Genomic DNA, 22,148 nt, shown 5'->3' with positions numbered 1-22,148 from the left:
TATGTCTCCCTATGGCTGCTGGTCTGGAGTCATACTAGGACCGCTCATTGATAGATTGAACACTGTTTCCACACTCGCACGCGTGTCAATCGAAATTGCGAAACCAAGCGACCAGACGGGCTCCAGTTTCCTGTCTTTTCTGGAGCGCCAGCCTCGTAGAGGGCCAGTCTGACCACGGACAGGTTCGACCAGCCTGCCTGGTCCTCGAACCTCGAGGTTCAGCGGGTTCGTCTCACTACCAAGATGAAACTCGACGATATTGTCTTCAGTCGAGATCAGCTCAAACTCCCCCGGGATGTTGAACCAAAGGATGCCTTCGCGATTATCCGGAGACTGCGAAAATATGGAATCTTTGACCCGAAGCTGAGTTCCAGGAGTGAAGATCACTCTCCTCCGGTGTATGTAATCCAGATGATGCACTCGGCCGGACAGATCGAACACCCCGTCTTCTTCGGAACATTCACCAATAGCACCGCCGTAAGGAGTTCTCGTCCGCCGATCCTGGTTCGCTCCGTCCATCATAAGAGTGTTGTGGGCCATCGTCCCTTCAACATACTGTCGCTCGGGCGCCGAATAGTAGAAACCCTCTTTTCGGAGGGGCGAATCAGCCGGAAGAAGGTCGCCGTAGCCATATCGCCCACCGTCAGTCAGTATCTGACTGCCTCGATCGAACCAAACGACGTTCAGATCGTCGGCGTGCTTATGCGCTCGCGAATGGAAGGCAGCGCTGAACGCAAGATAACTACTGCGGTTTAGTGCGACATCTTGCGAGGGCTGAGGTGAGCGTACGAACGCGTACCCGCCTTCTCGAAACACTGCTAGTTCCCTCTGAGGCTGCGTGCCACAAGCACCTTCGCTGAGTATGAAGTGGGTTTCAGGATCAATGGACTCTGAACCCGGTTTCACCAGAATCGTTTCGGGCGAATCACCAAATTGGACTAGCGCACCATCTGGCTGAATCATCCACCCCAGTACGTGCGCAGCGCGACGAACCCGCGTCTGAACATCGGCGTCCTGAATCAAATTGTCGTTGACGCCTCGTTCAAACGAGGCCAAAAGCATCCGGTGATAGTCCGGCGAGTGCTCCATGTGAACTCCATCCGAGGCAAACTGTGACTCGGCCATGCGCGAAAGTCGCACTTGCCCTTCTGACGCGGACTGCTTGGAGCCCGGAAACATCCAAGCATATTTGGCGGCATGGACCTGCGAAATCGCAGTGTAAAATCCGTGGTTATTATTCGGGTTGAACGATCTTTCTTTATGAAGTTCTTGCAGATGCTGAGAGACTCCTTCCGCAAGGACTACTACGTCGTCTCGCAAATCCGGAAAGCGAGCAGCACGCAGAGTAATCGCAATCAGCCTGGGTGTCCTCAGGGAAAGCGACATATCGTACCAGGCCATAGGGTCGCCTACATCGGATTCTGATGACCGATGCAAATCAAACCAGCTAATGGCAATATCAATCGCTGCTCGCAACCAAGATTGCTTACCGGTCGCATCATATTCGCGCAAAATCGAATCCATAAACTCCCACGCGTGGAGATGGAATCCCCACGAGCGATGCTCCTGACCATATATCGACCAGTCGGTTAGTCGCGCAACTGGCACAGGATCGAACCCTGCGAACCTCCAACCTACGTCTAGGATCTCTGATGCAGATTGCCTGTTCTCTTGGATACTGAACCAACCAGTCAATGCCGGAATTTCACTCTGTGCAAGTGCTGCCAGAATCTCGCCCGGATTTGCGCCCTGGGAGGTGATACTCAACTCCGAAAGTACGACCGGTTCAACGAACCCGGAGTACCCGAGCTCGCGGTAGACACGGTAATATTCATTGACGTTACTGTCCCAGGAACGATGGTTCCTTACCCATCTTTGAGCTCGATCTCCGAGAGACTTACGACGCTCGGGATCACCAACAAGTTTGACCAATTTACTAGCGAGATCGAGCGCAGATCCCGCCGAAAATGTATCTACAGCAGATGATTGAAGAGCTATCTCATTTAAAGCATCTACATCCGACAGTATTACGGCTCTTCCGGTGGAGAACGCTTCAAATGGTTTTAATGGAGTCACCAGGTTAGCGACGGTAGAGGCTTTACGTGGAACAACGAAAATATCGATTATACCGTAGTACATCAAGACATCTTCGTGGGGTACACGTCCAGTAAAGTAGACGTCTTCTATTTCCTCGCTCCGAACTAGCTCACGGAGAGTATCGAGGTAGTCGCCATCTCCGACCAGCAAAAGACACATTTTCTCAGAGGATTGTTGTCTTGCTTCATCATAGGCTTTGATTAGAGTGTCTATACCCTCGTATTCCACCATTGACGAAATATACCCGACAACCACAGCGTCTTCCGGTAAACCAATCTCCCGAAGCAGCGCATCGTCACGTTCCTGAACTGGAAAATTGGCCTGCTCAACCGCATTCGGGACAAGGCTGACCGATGTGTTTGGAATTAGACCGTTCGCTGAATTTAGAATATGTTGCCGCATAACTTCGGCAAGAGTAAAAACATGGTCCGGCTGCAATCGCGCAATCTCTTCGGCATGCTTGCGGAGAACATACGCATCCGGCTCGCCGTACATCTCAGACAACTCATTGTAGCTATCCATTTGATTGTTCGCATTTATTGACCGGGACAACCACGACTCTTCCCAGAACCCTCTGGATTCATAGACGGTCGGTATTCCATATTTCTTCCCCACGGCGTTTACAATCAACGCATTGAAAAAGTCCGATTGCGCGTGCAAAATGCTAGGTTTCAGGGTTCGGACCAACTCGGCTAGTTGTTCAATATTTTCTTCGAGCCATGTATCGATCATCATCTGGCTACGAGGAGAACCAGGCAACAGATAGTAGTCCATCTCTTGAAAACGATAGTGCTCAATGGAAGGAGAGTCTGTACCCGTTATGCCAGTCTGTCCGACGATAGCAACTGGCAGTCCCTTTCGTTGTTGCGATAGCGCAGTGTACTGGGTACGAAGGGTGTATCCAGTCTGCGTCTCGGGTAACACACGGCCAACCATATGGAGAATCGGCCCATCGGAGCTATAAGCGTCGCCATCTGGCAATTCGGGATCTACAGCCTCTGGTTCCTTAAACAGCTTAATCTCGCGATGGATCTTCTCCGCAGCGAAACGATCGGTGTCTCGGCCAGTCACAGTGTGTATCCGACAGACAACCAAAAGGGCAAGCTCCCAATAGCCCGACTTCCGGTAGTACTGGTAAAGACGACGTAGGCTCGTGAGACTTTCGTTCTTAACGACGTCAAAATTCTCAAGCAGAGGCCTGGTGTTCAGAAATTGCCCACGCTCAATGTACGCATCAAACAATCTGCGAGCTTGCTGGTCAGAAAGTACCGACTTGGGATCACGACCCAACCGAATCGCTGATTCAAACGCGATTCGCAAAGTTTCTCTTCCAGTATCGTTGATCATCGCTACGTCTGACTGCATTGAGTCCAAGTACCCAGCAGGAACTCGTCTGCGCAGCACCTGGATGTCTTTTCGAAGCACCTTGGCACGATCTTGAAGATTCTTCCCATTTTCGCGCACTTCGCGTGAGACCGTGGAAACTTGATTTTCCAATTCAACACTGGTTGTCTCCAGATGGCCGATGCGTGTGTGAATCGCATCTTGTCGCGCGATGACGATTCCGGACAGCTGCTTCAATAAGATCCCGCCAGACACGATGCCCACGATCCCGACGAGAAAGGCGCAGGCGCTAATAAACACAGACTGGAGAATCATTCCTAGAGCCACGAGCACAACGAATGCCACCAGCAACACCGATGCAACAGCGCCAGACAGAGTTAGCTTTTTTCTCATGGATCTTCGTACTCGCTGTATCATGTTGCTCCTGAGTTGTCCTCATACTTAGAAAATTGTAACTGCAGCGCAAGTCTAATTCCGATTTGGCTTTTGACTGTTTAGCAATTGAGACGAGGGTCGCCCAGCGCGCCCGACTGTCGAACTCCACCCAGCCGTTCATATATCTCTCCGACAGCAGCGGCCGCATCAATCCATGTACGGTGGTCTTGGACCCATCGTCTTGCGCATGTCGCCAGGGATAGGCCCAGCTCCGGGTCATCCAGCAAACGACGAAGAGTTGAGGTCAAGGAAGCTACGTCTCCTTTCCTGTGCAGCAGGCCCGTCACATTGTCTTGAATGATCTCAGCCAATGCTTCCACATCGGAGCAGACTACAACCTTCCCCATTGCCATGGCTTCAAAGGGTTTCAACGGCGAAACCATTTCGCAGACAGGCAATGGCAAGCGCGGAAATGGAGCGATGTCAATGAGTGAAAAGTAGTCCTGCACCTCTGAATGAGGGACGCGTCCAACGAAGTTAGTGCACTGTTCGGCACCCAAATCCACCGCCAACTGTTTCAAAGAGCCGAGGTCCTTGCCATCCCCTACGATTAAGATCAAGAAATCATCTCTTTCGGTAGAGAGCTCCGCAGCCGCTTCAACGAGCATCGCAAGACCCTCGTAGTCTACGACCGACCCCACGTAACCAATTACAGTGCGGTCACCGACATCCAGAGTCTCCGCCAATCGCTCATCCCTACGAATCGGGTGGAACCGCGCGACGTCCACACCGTTGGGGACCACTGTGATCTTATCTGCGGCAACACCGCGCCTTACAAGCTCTGATTTCAGTCCACTAGTAATCGCGATCACCTCTGTCGCCCTGGAAGCAACTTCAACTTCAAGCTTCGCTGCTAGACGGAACATCGGGCCACTTCCCCAAACTGGATCTCTCGAGGCCCGTGTAATTTCCCACAACCCTCGAACCTCGTATATTGAAGGAATACCCAAATCCACCGCAGCGGATATCGATGCTAATCCGTTCAAATGGTTAGACGCAGCATGAACTATTGCGACTCGTTCGTCAATCAGGAATTTTTTGAGACGCTCAGAATATTGTTTGGCGTATTCTTCAAGCGGCTGGCGCGGCAGCGGAGCTCCACTTGAAACCAGCCGATGATAAGGTACGCCCTCAACTGAATCAATCGCGGACACAATACTCGGGTCCCTGTAACCAGGCATATCGATTGGGTATTCGAGCCTCGTAGTGCCTGAGACGTCCCATCCGAGGTTCCGGAGCGCTTGAAGAAGCCCTTGAGTACGTGTCGCATATCCAGCCGAGTGATAAGGCAGGGAGTTGTATACTGTATATGCCACCCGGTTCTTCGCTACGTCGCGCCCTATTGCCGAGGCACTCTTATCTCCAAACGGGTATTCGCGCTTAAGCAGTTCCAGATCTGCCAATTTCGACGGTACGTTACGGAGATTCTTAGCCCAGGAGTCTTCCGGCTTAACACGCAGATACTCCCCCACCATGTCGTCTACGACAACCACATCGCCAAGTAGTTTAGCTCTGCGAATTGCTAGACGGAGGCTAGAGACCGGGATCCACTCATCTGGTAACCCGCGTATAGATTCTATGGCGTCATACCAATTGCCGATGCCCAATCGGTACACGGCCTGTGCCGATGTGTGTTCAATTGGGCTGAGCTCCTGCGAGGCAGATTCATCTCTCTGGAGATACATTCTCGCGATAGATGCTGGAAAACCACCCGACTCTTCTGCAACTACCTCGACAGCGTCATCCAGGCCGTAGGCGATTGAGTAGTTCAAAGATTCCAGGAATCTATGAGGCCGTCCAGAGATGGCACCAGATAACGGTGCCAGCACAGCATCGATACGCTCGTACTCTCCTCTGCTCGAAGCCATCGCAATAAACGGTTCCAAAGCACCGAAGTTCCCCGGATCTAGCTCGACAGAATTTGTGAAAGCCAAATAGGCTGCATCAAACTTCCTTCCACTTTGAAGTCGGTTACCCAGCGACATCCACAATAAGCTGTCATGGGGCATGTCTCGTAGAGCATGGCGGAGTTGATCAACTGATCGCTCGAATTCGCCGTTGTGCCAAAGCTCGATGGAATTCCTGCGGACTGCGGCAGAATCAACATGTGTCGCGTTTATCCCCATAGCGTGCTGGACGCTCGTCTTTGCCGAAATGTCGGAACGTTGCAATGTACCACCGCTAGGCATAATTAGGCGAGCAATGTCTTGCCTTACGCGCCACGTCTTGCGCCGAGTGGATGCTAGAGCACTTCTTGAGCGACTCAACGTACCTCCGATGAAATTCGCGGTAGTGAGTTCCGCAGACTATGCTCGCGAGTTCTAATGATAATTGCTGCATCGGGAACTCTATTCGATGTCAGAAAGCATGTTCCGTCAATCACTACTGAACCTCCTTGCGATGTTTGCAATTTCGCTCGCCATGGAAGCGTAATCGCTCTCACGATAGTGAAACGGCTCGGCGCCCCATCTGTTATTGCTATCGATCCTCAGTACTTCGTCGATCCTGATAACCCGATTTTCGATTAAGGATTCCACATGGGAGGCGTAGCGTTTTCGCATCAGATTCGCCTGGCGAGCACGACGAGCAAATGACTCTGCCTGGGTCTCAGTCATTTCCTGTCCAACTCGAAGTGAGCTTATCAAGCTCTGTCCACGTCGGAATTTTCTACGGCTGAGCCGAAATCGTCGACGAAGTCGGCGCGTCCGCCGGCCAATGGCATGTCGAGCACCACGAGAAGGGCGAGTTTGCCCAGCCAGCGCAGAGGCCCATTCAACGTTTAAGAATATTGCCCGACGCAATAGGCCGGCGTCGCCAAGCTGTTCGACTTGACAGCAGAACGCTGACGACCAAAGGGAAAAGTGTTCGTCTGAACCGAACTCCAAGAGCCGGGCTCCAGCCTGGGGCGCCCATTTGTTGGCACCTGCACGGTACGCTTCAACCGAATTTGTCAGGTACGTTCCATTGGGAAACTTCCAAACTCCACGCCTTTCGTCGACCAGGTCAATGAGGATCACGTCGGGAGACGAGGAAATAAGTCGCTCAATTGCATCAGCCTTCTGATCGCCTACAAACATCTTCGTTTGAAATGCGGATTCCAGATGCCCAGAAGGAAAAGTATTGGCTCCCACAGGGCCAAGCGAGACGATTGACGACTGACGTGCAACGTAAGCTGCGACGTCAGAGGCAGGTATAAACTCACAGATGTCCCTACTTACACAGGATCCGAAGACCGCGATTTTCATCATAGCGATTCCTGTGGTGACGCATCAGGTTCTTGACGAATTCTCTGCCGTTCTTTATATCGCTCATCGGCGATCCTCTTCGAATTTGCCTCAAGCCGACGTCCGGTGAGGTCGCTCGCGGTCGCTACTGTTGACGCTCGATCATTCGGGTCAGTAGCTCGAAGGACCACCCTGTTGTTACTCGGACGTAAGCGCAATGGTGGGGGGTCATTACGACTACTTGGTGCGCTGACCGCCCTGGAAGCAGCTTTTGGCAAGTCGGGAAATTGTGCCTTCGGAGGTTGAACTTCCAAATCTGCAGGCCAGAATTGTGATTCGGCAGCAGTCAGAAGCGGTAGGTCGATCTCTTCGACTTCCCCGACGGTGTCGCGGCGTTTCATATGCCTAGCAGACTTCGCGGCCACCGTCTTCACCCGCCGTGCAGCATGGCGAGGAATCGGGTTCTTGATGAGTTCTGGTGCCAGAATGTTGATCTCTTCTTTCACTGCGTTGCTGACGACATCGTGAAGAAGTTTATCGGCGACGCCTTCGTTACCTTTGGCCACATTCCAAGCCCACCAACGGTATTTCTCCGCAACCGCCTCAGCCGGACCATCCATGAGTATCTCGCCCTTGTGCATCCACACGGCACGAGTGCACAGTTCCTGGATGACTTTCGCCGCATGGTTAACCAACAGAACCGTACCTGCTTCAGCCAGCAATTCATCCATGGCACGTTCACTTCGTTCACCGAAGGTCGCGTCGCCTGTTGACAGTGCTTCGTCGATGAGAAGAATCTTCGGTCGAGCCGCAAGAGCAATAGCGAATCGCAGCCGCGCTCCCATTCCTGACGAATATGTGCCCATCGGTCGGTGGATGGCTGCTCCCAAAGCCGAGAGGTTGACGACGTAGTCGAATGCTTCAGCAGCTTCATCCGGGCTTAGGCCCATAGCCAGACACCCAAGTCGCACGTTCTCACTGCCGGAAAGGGCCGGCTGGAGCGCAGCATTGACTCCGAGGAGCAATGGCTGGTAACGGACGAGGATTTGCCCCCGATCTGGCTGTTCGATACCAGCAACATTTCGCAAAAACGTCGACTTTCCAGATCCATTGGAACCGACCACGCCAACCATTTCGCCTTCGTGAGCGACAAAGTTGACTCCGCGCAGCGCGCGAACTGTAGTCTGTCCCCTCCGTCCAAGTAGGACATTTCCGACCCGTCTCAGGCCCTTTGCGTGTTGTCCGGGGTCGTTTATATTGACGGTGTAACGAACTTGCACGTTTTCAGCGATGATGGTCGGTACTTGAATCTCAGAGTCGGCCATAGCTCTCCTCCCCGCGCCAGAAGAATAGGAATCCGACGATGAGAAGGCCGAATGCCCATATTGCTCCAACCAGCCACAGCGACAAAGGCGAATCGACGCCGTAAAGCAAGGAATTGCGCACCAGAGTCAGGTAAGCGGCCAGAGGATTGTATTGCATCACTACCAGGAGCATTGGATGATCAGCTAGTCGGTCCTCAATGTCAAAGAAGACACCCGAGCCATAGAGCCAGAAGCGGCTAACAATCGACATGAAGTTGGTTAAGTCCGGGATTTTGTGGCCCAACCGGGCCAGCAGACAAGCGAGTCCAACATTGAAGATCGTCTGCAACATGACAATGGGAATGACGAGAACAACTCTCCAAGTGATGACTTCGGCAGGAGGAACGATCACAAGAATGATAATCATGACGAGCAAGGAGGGCATGAAATCAAGGAAGTTACGCACCACAGTCGAAAGAGGGAGGGCAGCACGCGGAAATTGAAATCCTCTGATCATCGAAGCACCGGAGCGAATCGACCCTGTTCCGCCCGTCATACATTTGGCGGTGAATCCGAAGAAGAACACACCCACGACAAGAAAACCGAGGAAGTTGGGCACACCGCGAGATGTTTGCAGAATGAACCCGAAGACAAACCAGTACGCCAGCACCGAAAGCAGAGGAGTGAGAAACAACCAACCGTAGCCGAGGAGATTCTTCCGCGTCGAACTGCTCATTTTGGCCCGAGATTCCGCGATGATGTAGTGCCGGCGGTTCCACAGGGCCGAAAGATAACTCTTCAAGTTGGCACGTTTACCTACGGGCACGAGGCCATCGCTCGAAACCGAGGGAATCGTGATCAACCCTAATGGGTTTTTAGCTTCATTCATACAGCACCAACTTCCATGAGCTGAGAATAGACCTGACCATAGCGCTGGCCGATGTCCTTCCACCTCCGTGTTGCCAGGACGTGTTCGCGTCCGTTCTTTCCGTATCTGATTCTTGCACCATCGTTGCAGGCAAGCTCAGACAGCGCCTCAGCCAAGCTGTTCGGGTCGCCTGGTGCGACGCGGACTCCAGCGGACTCTGGCACGAGTTCGTTCAATGCAGGCAGGTCCGAAATGATGACAGGACGCCCCAGGCCCAACGCCTCAATCGGTTTGATTGGCGTGACGAGCTGGCACACCTGTTCATTCTTCCGAGGGACAACGATTACGTCGAGCCCGAGCTGATACTCGATTGCCTCTGCCTGCGACACCCTTCCAGTGAAGACCGCGTTCTCCCCCAGGATTGCAGCCCGTTCTCGCAATTCCGGCAGCGCAATACCGTCGCCGGCGATGAGGAGTCGTAGGTCCGTTCCCTGAGTTCGCGCCAAGATCACGGAGTCGACTAGGTCTCCAAGCCCTTCGTACCCGACGATGGATGCTGCGGTTCCGACCCAGATGCCGACTTCGGGCAGACCAAGACCAGCTCTCACCTCGGCAGGGATGCGCGAAACGTCTGCATTGACGACAGCTTCGGATACCGAGTTCGGAATGATGGTGATCGTCTCTGCCGGGACTCCGCCCGCGATGAGGTGCTCGCGCATGGTTTCGCCGAGTGTGATCACGGCATCGGCGGCAGTAGCGACTTCGATCTCCTTGTCTCGCATGAGTTCGAAACGCTGGCTGGCTCGACGGGCTTCGCGTTCAACAGGAGTGGACCCGCCTGCCGCCCAGGTTTCTTCAAGCACACCACGGACCTCGTAGACCCAGGGCAGGCCAGCAGCGTGCGCCGCTGCTCCGGTGGCCAGACCGTTGACATAGTGCGTGGTCGTGTGGAGAACCTGGGCACCACGTTCCTGTGCCTGAGTAGCAAGCCAGTCTGCCTGATCACTCAGACGGGCAGAGGGTGTGGGCAACGGACGCAGCGGCACCTGCCGCAGGTAGTCAATACCGTCGACGGTCTCGACCGGGCCCGAGCTCACCCGCCCGATCGTCACCGGGTAGGAGGGCCTGGTCGCGGCGACCACCCGGTGCCCGGCATCCTGCAACGTGGTGAGGATGGCGTGCGAGCGATATGCGTATCCGGAACGGGTGTGGGGCAGAGAATTCGTCAGCACGTGCAGAGCCGCGGGCCGGTTGGTCTCCACCGACGTGGAACTCGTTGAGTCCGTCTTCGCGGCTCGGGACCGTCTGGCCGTGACGTGACTGGTCACAGTGGGCCACCAGCCCGGCTGCAGGCAAAGACGCTCATCGACGAGCCGCGTGCGACGAGCACCATCGGGCAGGACGTCGATCGCCTCGTCGAGCTGACCCTTGGTCCAGCGAATGCGTGAACTCAGAGCGGCAGCGCCGGCCACCGAGGCAGCGATGCCTTCGGCCTCGTCGAGGAGTCCGAGGTTGAGGGCGATCTCTCCCAACAGCCGGGACGGCGTCAGAGAATTCGACACGAGGCGCTTCGCCTTCGCCTCCTGCCCGAGCAGCCAGGCCGAGGCAGCCTGCCCCGCATCACCGGGTACGCATCCGAGAGTATGCCCGACAAGGCGCGAAGCCGGACCGGGCAGTCGCCTGGCCAATTGCATGCCGAAGAACACACGATCATCGTTGATATGGGCAGTCGTCGTCGAAGCCACATTGGCAAGCTGGCGCGCAAGGAAGACCAGATTCATGAGACCACCTGTGTGAGGATGCGTTCGTAACTGTGGCCCATGGCCGCAGCCGAGGCGTGCCTGATCACCCATTCGCGCGGTTCCTGTCCTGCAGGAGGATTGGTGCCGAATTCCTCACCGGCTTCGACGCGCTCCCGCATCCGAGTCATGGCCGCGGACACTGAAGCGGAATCCCCGGGAATCGCCACCTCACCGGCGGCGGTGCCAGTGATGATGTCTGCGGCCTCGCCAGCGACGACGCCGAGGACCGGGATCCTACGTGCCATAAGCGAATAGAGCTTCGAGGGCACCGTACATTCGTAGGACTCGAGCGCACCGAGACTGACGAGACCGGCATCTGCCCAGTCCCAGTGGGCGGCGAGTTCCGCTCCCGCGTGCTGAGAATGGAACTCGACGGGGACCCGGTGGTCAGCCGCCACGGTCTTGAGTTCTGCTGTATCGGCACCGTCGCCGACGATGCGCAGGCGCACGCCCTCGGTGCGGGCCAGAGCACGGATCGAGGTGCTCAGGTCCTGGGAGCGCCCGACGGTGCCCACGTAGAGCAGATTGAGTCCGGTGTGTGCGGCAGCAGGTCTGCGGTTCGCAATGCCCGCTGCGTTCACGGTCTCCTCAGCCGGTGGGATCAAGGGAATCGCTCCAGTGGCGGTCAGCCCGGAGGCACCCTCAAGTTCTGCCGGTGAGACCCCGCTGCGCACCACCTCGGCGGTCACGCCCCGCTGTTCCAGGCGGTGTTTGAATCCGTCCGTCGTGACGACGACGACCGCTGCGCGGCGTTGGGCACGTGTCAAGAGATCCGGCAGTAGCCGGTGCTCAAGAGAGCCGGTGAGTGCGCCCGGCAAGTATTTCCCGAGGGCACCGGTGACCAGGTTCATCTCAGAGATGAGATCCGGCCAGGCGTCGCGGACCTCGGCGACGTGCGGCACGTGCAGGATCCGGGACAAGGTGTCTCCGGCGAGCAGGAACGGTAGAGCCGGGGTCGTGGAGACGATGACATCGGGCTTCATCTTGCCGCGCAGCCGGTCGATGACGGCGGACATGGCACCGGTGGCCGACACTGACTGGTCGAGCATCTGTCGAGCCATGGACGAACCGCTGTGCAGATAGGGAACTCGCAGGATCCTCTCACCGTTGATCCCGGTGTCCCAAGTGCCACCGAGGCGCACGTCAACGCGGCGACGTCCCAGACCGACCCGGGACCCGAAGAACCCATCCCGATCGGGATACGGGTAGTGCGGGTGCGGGGCGACGGTGATGACCTGATGACCGGCGGCGCGGAGGTGGTCGACGAGGATCCGCCATCGACGTTGCGGCGCACCGACCTCCGGATAGTAGTAATGGCTGAGCAGGACGATCCTCATGCGGGAACCACCTCGGCGGTGCTGCGCCGGCGCAACCACAGGGGAAGGAAGGCGTAGAGGGCCAGGAGTCCGGCCCAGAACACGTGGGCTGGATAAGTGGTCGCAGTGTTGCCTGCGATCAGGGTAGGGACCGCCAGAATGCACGCGAGGATGCTCAGTGCGGCGTGGAAGAGAGACACACGCCCATGGGACCAACCGGCCTGCTGGATCCGCTGATAGATGTGGTGTCGATGCGGGAGGAAGATGTTCTCTCCTTTGAAGAGGCGCAGCACTAGGGTGAGGCCGACGTCGAAGAGGACGAAGATCATGGGCGCGATGATGACGACGATCGGTACTTCCAAGACGAAGAGCCAGACAGCGATGGCGAATACCGCAGCTCCGATGCCATAGCTTCCAGTGTCCCCCAAGAATGCCTTCGCCCTGCCAAGGTTGAATGGCAGGAAACCGGCTGCGGCTCCGGCCAGAGCCAGAGAAAGGAGCATGACGTCGCTCTCGTCAATCCAGGAACCGACAAATGCGAACCAGGCCCCGGTGATGATCGACCATGTGGTCACGTAGCCATTGAGTCCGTCGACGAAGTTCACGGCGTTGACCAGCGTGACGCCGATGACGGCGAAGGCGAGGACGTGCGCGATTCCCTGTGTGGAGAACAGCGCGATGCAGGCGCTGAAGACAACCGCGAGGACGACCTGCCCGACCAGACGGCCGATGGGCTGCAGGGAGTCGAGGTCATCGCTCATGCCGATCGCCGAATAGCACCAGGTCAGCACCAGAAACCCGATGGGCAGCATGATGCTGCCCAGACCGTAGACGCCATGCTGTGTGAGGTTCCAGATCATGACCAGCACCGTCGCGACCGTGATTCCGCAGCCGATGGCGACGCCGCCCCCTCTCACCGTCGACTGGGTGTGGGACGAACGATGAGAGGGCACGTCGACGACGCCGGCACGCCGCAGCAGTGGAAAGGCGATGAGTGCGCTGACCATCGTGACCACGGCGGCCACGACGAAGATCACCAGCGACAGCAGATTCATCAGTTGGCGGCCCCTGCATCCGGAATTGTCACCGGTGTCGCGGTGATCTCTAAGGCAGACTCGTTCTTGTCATGCGGCATGCCCACGACGCGAGTCAGTTCCGCTTCGAGCTCGGTGCGATGTGTGAAGACTCCAGCATCCCGCGAAGCGTCGGCGAGTCGCCTCAGCGCATCGAGGTCGATCGGGGTGATCGGGACCTGGGTGATGAGCGGGTGGGTGGGACGGAGGTCCTCCTCCCCTGGCGACAGAAGTGCTTCAGTGAGCTTCTCTCCCGGTCGCAGCCCGGTGTAGATGATGTGGGTGTCGGGACGGCCGCTGAGCGCGATGACGCGGTTGGCCAGGTCGTTGATCTTGATCGGCTCGCCCATGTCGAGGACCAGAGTCTCACCGGGGCCGCCGATGGCTGCAGCCTGCAGGACGAGTTCGCAGGCTTCATCGGCGGTCATGAAATAGCGGGTGACTTCGGGGTCGGTGACCGTGACCGGGTCTCCGGCCGCCACCTGAGCAACGAAGGTCTCGAGCACCGATCCGCGGGAGCCGAGCACGTTGCCGAAACGCACGGACATGTACTTTCTCCCGGAGTCTGCGGCCACCGAGGCAACCGCACGTTCGATCGAGAACTTGGTCCGCCCCAGCACCGAGGTCGCCCCTGCGGCTTTGTCCGTCGAGATGTGCACGAAGGCTTCGACGTCATTGGCTACAGCCGCGTCGAGCAGGTCCAAGCTGGCACCGATGTTGGTGCGCACCGCTTGCTCGGGGAACCGTTCGAGGAACGTCAGGTGCTTGAGCGCTGCTGCATGGAAGATGATGTCCGGCTTGACCTCTGCGACGAGAGCATCGATGAAGGCCGTGTCGCGCAGATCCCCGAGCACGAGGTCGTCGCTGGTCAGCAGGGCCGAGCCCTCCAAACCGAGTTGAGTCGCGTGCAGACCGGACTCATCCCGGTCGGTCATGACGAGCCTGGCAGGGTTGAAGCGCGCGACCTGTTTGCATAGCTGGGAGCCGATCGACCCTCCGGCGCCGGTAACGAGGACGACGCGGTCCATGATCGTGGTCGAGATGTCTTCGACGTTGGTCGAAATCGGCTTGCGGCCGATGAGGTCCTCGAGACTCACATCCCGGAAATTGCGATGACGCAGGTCAGCCACGTCGAGCGAATCGGGTTCCGGTCGGCTGTAGTCGGCGACTGCGAGCTTCGGCATGATCTTGATCTCGACCGGCCGGGACTCGAGGTTCGAAGCGATCGTCTGGAGATCCTCCGGCGGCAGATCCGTGATGGCGATGATGACGACGCTGACCCCGGTGCGGTCAACCTGGTTCGCGATGTCAGAGACGGGCCCGAGCACTCGGATGCCGTTGTAGCGCAGGTGACGTTTACTCGGGTCATCGTCGAGGATTCCGACTGCCGCATACTCGCTGCGAGAGTCCTCAGCGATCATATCTAGTGCCAGCATGCCCTGACTGCCTGCACCGACGACGAGAGTCGGCCGCGATGACCCCGATGTCGACAGGTTGCGCTGGCGCAGATTGCGTCGGACCCAGTTCTCCAGGCTCTTCACCACGACCATCATGGCTCCGGCCGCGATCGGCACGCTGGTGGGGATCAGCAGGCGACTGGCGAACAGGAACTCGGCGACCCACATGAGGCCGACGCCCAGCGCCACCGTTCCTGCGATGGCCGCGAACTGGTCGGTCGAGCCTCGGCGATATCGGCCTCGATAGATCGCGAGAGGACCGCAGACGAGGAACACGAGCAGAGCGATGACCGAGCACACGAACATGCCGGGGACATTGACCCGATCCATTTGGAAGTCATAGCGGACAAGCGTCATTGCGACGACGAGGAAGGCGAAGACGACGCCGTCAGTCAAAGAGCGGACGAACGCGATGATGCCCTTGGCCAGTGGGGTCCGTGAGGGAAGGGGTCCGGAGTTGCTTCCCACAGTACTCATTTCACTCGACTCACACGCACTGCTTCGAGGGTCGTCCTGTTGATCAGACCCTGCCTCAATGGCCGCAGCCAGCGCATTCCAACTCCTCGATTGTACTATTGGCACTGACAGGTTTCATTCATGCGTAGTGTGGGCAACATTAAGATTCGGCCTCGAATCGGAGCGCCACCACAAGCTGGGTTGCCTGTACTCACAATAAGTTCAACCCAGTCATCTGGCTGTCATTCTTCGGACTCGAGGTCGCGGCAGTGTGGAGCGCGAGTCTCCGACGAGAGGAACACAACTTGGCCAAGACGCCGCTTCACACCCTGAGGACTGCGCTGTGGCACCTGCGTAACGGAGGTGTGTCTCAGCTGACGAAATGGCACCGTCGTCAGTCGATACCTCAGGGCACAGCAAAGACCCCGTCTCAAGTCACGTCCGAAAAACTCAATACCTCGGAGCTGACGAAGCTGTTCCCGCCTCTCCCCAGCCCAAGTCGCACACCGATGTTCGGCGATCTCAAAGTCGGTGTCATTCTCGACGAATTTTCGGCGACCAGCTTCGGATACGAGTGGTCACTAGTGCACCTGCAACGGTCTGGCTGGCGCGAACAATTGGAGGGACTCGACTTCGTCTTCGTCGAGTCTGCATGGAACGGCAACTCTGGAGATTGGAAGTACCAGCTGACCGGCACCTCCGGCCCCAGCTTTGCTGTGAGAGAACTTCTCACAGAATGCGCTGCCCTTGGCATCCCGACTGTCTTTTGGAATAAGGAAGATCCGCCACATTTCGATGATTTCCTCCCGATCGCGCAAATGTGCGATGTCGTCTTCACTACCGACGTCCGGCTCGTGGATGACTACCGCAAGCGCCTCGGCCACGACCGGGTAGGAGTGTTGCCATTTGCCGCCCAGCCTGCGATACATTCTCCCGTCCGGCCCCATCACGGGTCCGCTGCCCGAGACATCGCGTTCGCCGGTATGTATTTCGCTCATAAGTTCCCCGAACGTCGTCAGCAGATGGACCTCCTGCTTGGCGCTGCAGCTGAAGTCTCCGGCCGCATGGAGCACGGGCTCGAGATCTTCTCTCGATTTCTCGGTCAGGATGACAATTACCAGTTCCCCGTCCAGCTGGCTGATCGCGTTGTGGGATCTCTTCCGTATCCGAATCTCTTGACGGCGTATAAGCATTACAAGGTGTTTCTCAACGTCAATTCGGTCGTCGACTCACCCAGCATGTGTGCGCGCAGAATCTTCGAGATCACTGCGGCCGGGACACCGGTTATCACTACTCCCAGCGCAGCTACCGAGAAGTTCTTTCCTGTGGATGAAGTGCCGCAGCCGAGCACGTCAGAGGATGCGGAGTGGACGTTGAGATCCTATGTGCGGAGCAAAGAGCTTCGAGACAGAACGGTTCACAAGGCCCAGCGTCGGATCTGGAGCGAACACACTTATAGCCATCGCGCGATGGCGGTCATGGATGCGCTCACCGTTAAGTACGAGGATCCACTTCCGGCCGCCGTTTCGACCGTCGTGGCTACAAATCGACCTGAACACCTCCAGGACATCATTGCTACTCATGCCAAACAGACTCACGACGATCGCGAACTGATACTCGTCACTCATGGCTTCGAACTACCAAGGGATTTCGGGCAGCAAGCAAAGGAACTGGGGATCGAGAACCTCGAAACCGTATCTGTCCATGCGGATCAAACTTTGGGAGCATGTCTCAATAGGGGCGTGCAGGCTTCGAGCGGATCAGTCATCGCAAAGATGGATGACGACGACATCTATGGAGCCCACTATCTCTCGGATCAGTTGGCGGCACTGCGCTATTCGAACGCTGCCCTCGTCGGTAAACAAGCGCATTATCTGCACTTGCGGTCACGCGATATAGTCATGTGCCGGTTCCCAGAACGCGAACACCGATTCACGGACCTGGTAATGGGACCGACGCTGATGGGTACAAGAGAACTATTCGCCGACTACCCCTTCGCCGAACGTACTCTCGGCGAAGACACCGACCTGCAACAGCGCCTTATCACCGATTCTGCACGAATTTATTCAGCTGATCGTTTCAATTTCGTTCAGGTACGCGGCGAACATTCGCACACGTGGACGGTCGAGGAGGATCTGCTCCTCGCCAACAGCGACGTGCACAGTTTTGGGTTCGCTCCAGAACACTACTGCTTCTGAACCGGAGCCAGCAGCTCGCTGATGATGGCAATGCTGCGGGCTGCAGAATGGCCGTCACCATAGGGATTGACGGCGGTCGCCATATCTCGATACGCCTTCTTGTCATCGAGCAATCGAGAGACCTCGGAAACGATTCGATCAGTCTCGGTTCCGATGAGTTTGACAGTCCCGGCATCCACAGCCTCGGGGCGTTCAGTGTTCTCTCGAAGGACCAGAACAGGTTTTCCGAGGCTCGGTGCCTCCTCCTGGATCCCACCGGAGTCCGTGAGAACAATGTCCGAAGCCGCAATCAGGTGGGAGAATTCGCCGTACTCGACGGGTTCAATCGATATGACATTGCCGAGATCCTCAATCTGAGGAACAATCGACGCGCGCACTCGGGGATTCTTGTGAGCCGGCCACACGATGAGAAGGTCCGGGTAGGAAATGGCGAGCTGGCGCATTGCCCTACCGATGTTCTCCATGTTGTCGCCGAGGTTCTCGCGACGATGCGTCGTCACAAGGAGCACTCGACGATCATCGTCGGCAAGGTCCTTGAGCTCTGGAACCATGATCTCAGTGGGCCGATCAACAGCCCAGTGCAGCGCATCAATGACCGTATTGCCGATGACATGAATGTTCTCATCGGGAACCCCGTCAGCCAGGAGATTCGCACGTGACACCGTGGTTGGTGCCAAATGGACCCGGGCAATCTGGGAGACGATCTTGCGATTGGCCTCTTCCGGAAACGGCGAGTTGATGTCTCCGCTGCGCAATCCCGCTTCCAAATGCACCACTGGGATCTCCCGGTTGAAAGCGGCTATGGCTGCGCCCATCACAGTCGTCGTGTCACCCTGGACGAGGACTGCGTCGGGAGTGTGTTCTTCAAGCACCGCATCGATTCTGGAGATCACACTGCCCGCAATTCCGTTGAGCGTCTGTCCGTGAGCCATGAGGTTGAGATCAACATCAGGTTCGATCTCGAACACCTCGTTGACTTGATCGAGCATCTCCCGGTGCTGCGCTGTCACAACAACTACTGGGGTGAGCGTCGGGTCGTCTTCCAGGGCTTTGATCACTGGCGCGACCTTGATCGCCTCGGGGCGAGTCCCGTAGATGACCATAACTTTATGACCTGGTGTCATTTCTTCCCCATCTCCTTGGCGCGATCCTATGTCGATCAAGGACAGAAACAGGCCCGGTGCCTGACACCGGGCCCATTATCGTCCACCAAAATTGGTTTGAGTTGTCTTGCTTCTTCTGCAATATAGCATTTTTGCTTCGCTTGGCCAGTTCACGGAGGCGAGTTCAGGCCCACGCCTCTAACGCAAGTAGGATAACTACAGTCACCGTGATCGGTCTAGCTCGCGCCTGCCAAAGTAACAACTTCATCACGGCCCGAAAAATCATTACTATTTCATTTGTCGTACCAAATCCCCAACACCGGCACGCCTGCAACCACCTTGTCGAACAAACACAGGTACCGTCGGATGAACCACCAACAGTCTGGAGCACCTAGCCATGAATGCTATTGCTGAGAGCACCCGTCCCTCCGTTGCCGTGATCGGTCTCGGTTACATCGGTCTGCCGACTGCCGCGGTCCTCGCAAGCACGGGTGCGGATGTCGTCGGCGTGGACATCAACCAGCACAACGTCGACGTCATCAACGCCGGCCAGGTGCCTTTCGTCGAACCCGATATGGCCACGACTGTTGCCGGAGTCGTCTCGCAGGGATACCTCAAGGCGACGACCGAGACTCCCCACGCCGACAACTACATCGTGGCGGTACCCACGCCCTTTTCCGAGGGTCACAAGCCGGATCTGTCCTACATTGAGACAGCGGGCAAGCAGATCGCCCCGCTGCTCGAAGGCAATGAACTCATCATCCTCGAATCGACGTCGCCTCCCGGTGCCACCGAGTTCCTCGCCGATACGGTCCTCGCTGCCCGCCCGGACCTGACACTCAAGCCGGGCGCCCCTCAGTCGATCTACTTCGCCCACTGCCCCGAACGCGTCCTGCCGGGGCGCATCATGATCGAGCTGCGTACCAACGACCGCATCGTCGGCACCCTCAACGGTGAGGCTGGGGAACGGGCGCGTGAACTCTACGAACTCTTCTGTGAGGGCGAGTTCCTCATGACAGATGCTCGGACGGCAGAGATGGCGAAGCTGACAGAGAACGCCTACCGCGACGTCAACATCGCCTTCGCCAACGAGCTGTCGATGATCTCGGATGGCCTCGACATCAACGTCTGGGAGCTCATCCGACTGGCCAACCACCACCCCCGGGTGAACATTCTGCAGCCCGGCCCAGGAGTCGGTGGACACTGCATCGCCGTCGACCCGTGGTTCATCGTGGCCACCGCACCGGAGCATTCCTCGCTGATCAGGACCGCACGCGAGGTCAATGACGCGAAGCCCCGCTTCGTCCTCGACAAACTCCTCCCCCAGGCCAAGCGCATCAACGATGTGCAGATCGCAACACTGGGACTGGCGTTCAAACCCAACATCGACGACCTGCGTGAGAGCCCTGCCCGGCAGATCGTCGGCAACCTGGCGGACGAGCTTCCGCAGGCGAACATCATGGCTGTCGAACCCAACATCGACAAACTTCCCTCCGAGTTGGCGGCTCGTGAGAACGTGACTCTTACAGAGATGAACGAAGCCGTCCGTGCCGCCGATATCGTGTTGATGCTCGTCGACCACAACGAGTTCGTCCGCCTGGACCGGACGCTCCTGGCGCAGAAGATCGTGCATGACACCCGGGGTGTTTGGAGCTGAGGAACTCAGCCACTCCATAAGCAGAACGGGCGCTCGGTCATCGACCGGGCGCCCGTTGGCATTCACACCTGGGTCAGTCTTTCTCCGCTTTGGTGAAGGCTTGGTATTCCTTGATGACGTCCGCCGCCGGACCGTCGGAACGCAGGACACCCTGCTCGATCCACAGAGCGCGGTTGCACGTGTCTTTGATCGTGCGCATCGAGTGTGAGACGAGGAAGACCGTACCGGCGTTCTCTCTGATCGCACGGATTCGACCCTCGGAGCGATCCCGGAACTTCTTGTCACCGACGTTGAGCGCCTCATCGACGATGAGGATCTCGTGCTGGACCGAGGTCGCGATGGCGAACTTCAGCCTCTGGGACATGCCCGAGGAATAGGTGCGCATCGGCAGATCGATGAAATCGCTCAGTCCGGTGAACTCGACGATATCGTCGAACTTCTCGTCTACCTCGGCGCGGGTCAGGCCCAGTGCCAGAGAACCGAGTACGATGTTGCGCGCACCGGAGAGATCAGGAATCAACGCTGCGCCGACGCCGAGGAGATTCGGCCTCGAGCTCGCGTAGATCGCACCTTCCGAGGTGGGCGTCAGTCCCGTGATGGAACGCATGAGCGTGGATTTGCCGGAACCGTTTGAGCCGATGACTCCGATGGATTCGTTCTTGTGGGCGACGAAGCTGACGCCCTTGAGGGCATGGACCTCGCGAAGTCCGCGCCGCTTTGTCATCACGTCTTTGCTGCCGAGCTTGAGCTTCTTGCCCGTCGCCAGCGTCTTGTAGCGGACGTGGACGTCGTCGCAAACCACCACGGGCGGATGGTTCTTCGTCACCTCGGGGAGACTGCCCGTGTAGATCGGGGTCTCTTCGTTCGACGAATCGCTCATCGAGTCTGTCGAGTCACTCATCGCGACCAAACCTCTCTTCGGCCTGCCAGAAGAAGACGAAGCCGATGATGAAGATGCCGAAGGCCCAGATGGCAAGGTGCCAGAAATAGTCGTAGGGGATGACGCCATCCTTCATGAGGATTCCGCGAGCAATCGCCAACACGTTGTTCAACGGCTGCCAATCAGCATAGGGCTGTAGATCGGGGTTGATCTTCTCAACCATGACCTTGAGGTCGAAGAACACGCCAGAGGTGTAGAAGATCATCCGCGAAATGAACGGGGTGACCTGGGAGAGGTCACGGAAGTGAACAGTGGCGCGGGCAAAGATGAAGGCCACGCCCTGGTTGAAGATCCAGAACAGGATGACCAGTGGGATGAAGAGGAACCAATCCCAGCTGGGCCTCGCCCCCCACAGCATGACCAGGAGTGCCATGAAGATGAAGGTGGGGATGAAGTTCAGCAGGTTCTGGAACACCTTGGAGATAGGCAGTACGATGCGCGGGAACGGCAGGGACTGCACAAGTGATGCGTTCGAGATGATCGACTTCGCACCACCGTTCATCGAAGTGTTGAAGAATTCGAGGACGAAGACACCGATGATGACGAAGGGAGCAAAGTCCGGTGGGCGCGCGGTTGCGCCCTGCATGATGAAACCGAAGACCGTGCCGTAGATGAGCGCGGAGAACGCGGGACGCAGCAGCACCCAAGCCATTCCGAGGCGGTTGCGTTCGTTTTCGCTCTGCATTCGGTACTTGGCCAGGGTGAAGGTGAAGTCGCTGCGAGTGATCAGCTGCTTGATGTACTGAGGCAGTGACGGCCGACCGCCGACTCTTTCGAGCCCGTGCTCCTCAGCTAGCTTAGCCATATCCATGTACAGAAGTTTCTCTCGTCGGCGACTGGGGCGAACACAGGAAGTCTACGTGATGAGGGTAGC

General features: G+C 57.2%; 14 protein-coding genes. 2 read left to right on the top strand and 12 right to left on the bottom strand.

Going from position 1 to position 22,148, the window contains the following annotated elements:
• Positions 1-9 precede the first annotated feature (9 nt).
• The 9 genes from JFC13_RS13300 to JFC13_RS13260 form a co-directional block, all read right to left on the bottom strand.
• Positions 10-3,834: a glycosyltransferase gene (locus JFC13_RS13300; protein WP_198397555.1), complete on the bottom strand. Its 3,825-nt coding sequence runs from the start codon at positions 3,832-3,834 to the stop codon at positions 10-12.
• 101 nt (positions 3,835-3,935) lie between these two features.
• The gene (locus tag JFC13_RS13295; RefSeq protein WP_198397554.1) at positions 3,936-5,861 is read right to left on the bottom strand and encodes a glycosyltransferase family 4 protein; all 1,926 of its coding nucleotides are present in this window, start codon (positions 5,859-5,861) and stop codon (positions 3,936-3,938) included.
• Positions 5,862-6,251: 390 nt separating this feature from the next.
• A complete protein-coding gene (locus JFC13_RS19385) occupies positions 6,252-7,121 on the bottom strand; it encodes a DUF6270 domain-containing protein (protein WP_232488617.1) in 870 nt (289 codons plus the stop codon).
• Positions 7,121-8,425 (bottom strand): ABC transporter ATP-binding protein, encoded by a 1,305-nt coding sequence (locus JFC13_RS13285; protein ID WP_198397552.1) that lies wholly within the window; start codon positions 8,423-8,425, stop codon positions 7,121-7,123. The genes JFC13_RS19385 and JFC13_RS13285 overlap by 1 nt, the downstream gene beginning before the upstream one ends.
• Complete coding sequence (locus tag JFC13_RS13280) at positions 8,412-9,293, bottom strand: ABC transporter permease (protein ID WP_198397551.1); 882 nt, start codon at positions 9,291-9,293, stop codon at positions 8,412-8,414. The genes JFC13_RS13285 and JFC13_RS13280 overlap by 14 nt, the downstream gene beginning before the upstream one ends.
• On the bottom strand, positions 9,290-11,053 hold the full coding sequence (locus JFC13_RS13275) for a glycosyltransferase family 4 protein (protein ID WP_198397550.1): 1,764 nt from the start codon (positions 11,051-11,053) through the stop codon (positions 9,290-9,292). Before JFC13_RS13275 ends, JFC13_RS13280 begins: the two co-directional genes overlap by 4 nt.
• On the bottom strand, positions 11,050-12,411 hold the full coding sequence (locus tag JFC13_RS13270; protein WP_198397549.1) for a glycosyltransferase family 4 protein: 1,362 nt from the start codon (positions 12,409-12,411) through the stop codon (positions 11,050-11,052). Before JFC13_RS13270 ends, JFC13_RS13275 begins: the two co-directional genes overlap by 4 nt.
• Positions 12,408-13,445 carry an MraY family glycosyltransferase gene (locus JFC13_RS13265; protein WP_198397548.1) on the bottom strand — a complete coding sequence of 346 codons (1,038 nt, stop codon included), beginning with the start codon at positions 13,443-13,445 and terminating at the stop codon, positions 12,408-12,410. Before JFC13_RS13265 ends, JFC13_RS13270 begins: the two co-directional genes overlap by 4 nt.
• Positions 13,445-15,388, bottom strand: coding sequence for a polysaccharide biosynthesis protein (locus tag JFC13_RS13260; RefSeq protein ID WP_198397547.1), 1,944 nt, complete (start codon positions 15,386-15,388; stop codon positions 13,445-13,447). Before JFC13_RS13260 ends, JFC13_RS13265 begins: the two co-directional genes overlap by 1 nt.
• A 293-nt stretch (positions 15,389-15,681) precedes the next feature.
• On the opposite strand from JFC13_RS13260, the gene JFC13_RS13255 reads away from it, so the two are divergent.
• Positions 15,682-17,574 (top strand): glycosyltransferase family protein, encoded by a 1,893-nt coding sequence (locus JFC13_RS13255; RefSeq protein ID WP_232488591.1) that lies wholly within the window; start codon positions 15,682-15,684, stop codon positions 17,572-17,574.
• Here JFC13_RS13255 and wecB read toward each other — a convergent pair.
• Positions 17,562-18,698 (bottom strand): non-hydrolyzing UDP-N-acetylglucosamine 2-epimerase, encoded by a 1,137-nt coding sequence (wecB, locus tag JFC13_RS13250; RefSeq protein ID WP_232488590.1) that lies wholly within the window; start codon positions 18,696-18,698, stop codon positions 17,562-17,564. The two genes, JFC13_RS13255 and wecB, sit on opposite strands and share 13 nt — an antisense overlap.
• 376 nt (positions 18,699-19,074) lie before the next feature.
• Between wecB and wecC the strand changes: the two genes are divergently transcribed.
• Positions 19,075-20,334: a UDP-N-acetyl-D-mannosamine dehydrogenase gene (gene wecC, locus JFC13_RS13245; RefSeq protein ID WP_198397546.1), complete on the top strand. Its 1,260-nt coding sequence runs from the start codon at positions 19,075-19,077 to the stop codon at positions 20,332-20,334.
• A 73-nt stretch (positions 20,335-20,407) separates the two neighbouring features.
• Here the strand turns inward: wecC and JFC13_RS13240 are convergent, their stop codons facing one another.
• Complete coding sequence (locus JFC13_RS13240; RefSeq protein ID WP_408610768.1) at positions 20,408-21,235, bottom strand: ABC transporter ATP-binding protein; 828 nt, start codon at positions 21,233-21,235, stop codon at positions 20,408-20,410.
• Positions 21,228-22,079 (bottom strand): ABC transporter permease, encoded by an 852-nt coding sequence (locus JFC13_RS13235; protein ID WP_232488589.1) that lies wholly within the window; start codon positions 22,077-22,079, stop codon positions 21,228-21,230. Before JFC13_RS13235 ends, JFC13_RS13240 begins: the two co-directional genes overlap by 8 nt.
• Positions 22,080-22,148 lie beyond the last annotated feature (69 nt).

The sequence above is a fragment of the Brevibacterium antiquum genome (genome assembly GCF_016107655.1).
GTDB lineage: Bacteria > Actinomycetota > Actinomycetes > Actinomycetales > Brevibacteriaceae > Brevibacterium > Brevibacterium antiquum.
Note: the sequence above shows the minus strand (reverse complement) of the source record. Positions and strands in the feature narration are given on the sequence as shown.

Coding starts and splice junctions, on each gene's coding strand:
- JFC13_RS13300 (WP_198397555.1), bottom strand. CDS start 3,834: ATGAGAAAAAAGCTAACTCTGTCTGGCGCTGTTGCATCGGTGTTGCTG.
- JFC13_RS13295 (WP_198397554.1), bottom strand. CDS start 5,861: ATGTCGCTGGGTAACCGACTTCAAAGTGGAAGGAAGTTTGATGCAGCC.
- JFC13_RS19385 (WP_232488617.1), bottom strand. CDS start 7,121: ATGAAAATCGCGGTCTTCGGATCCTGTGTAAGTAGGGACATCTGTGAG.
- JFC13_RS13285 (WP_198397552.1), bottom strand. CDS start 8,425: ATGGCCGACTCTGAGATTCAAGTACCGACCATCATCGCTGAAAACGTG.
- JFC13_RS13280 (WP_198397551.1), bottom strand. CDS start 9,293: ATGAATGAAGCTAAAAACCCATTAGGGTTGATCACGATTCCCTCGGTT.
- JFC13_RS13275 (WP_198397550.1), bottom strand. CDS start 11,053: ATGAATCTGGTCTTCCTTGCGCGCCAGCTTGCCAATGTGGCTTCGACG.
- JFC13_RS13270 (WP_198397549.1), bottom strand. CDS start 12,411: ATGAGGATCGTCCTGCTCAGCCATTACTACTATCCGGAGGTCGGTGCG.
- JFC13_RS13265 (WP_198397548.1), bottom strand. CDS start 13,445: ATGAATCTGCTGTCGCTGGTGATCTTCGTCGTGGCCGCCGTGGTCACG.
- wecB (WP_232488590.1), bottom strand. CDS start 18,698: ATGACACCAGGTCATAAAGTTATGGTCATCTACGGGACTCGCCCCGAG.
- wecC (WP_198397546.1), top strand. CDS start 19,075: ATGAATGCTATTGCTGAGAGCACCCGTCCCTCCGTTGCCGTGATCGGT.
- JFC13_RS13240 (WP_408610768.1), bottom strand. CDS start 21,235: ATGAGTGACTCGACAGACTCGATGAGCGATTCGTCGAACGAAGAGACC.
- JFC13_RS13235 (WP_232488589.1), bottom strand. CDS start 22,079: ATGGCTAAGCTAGCTGAGGAGCACGGGCTCGAAAGAGTCGGCGGTCGG.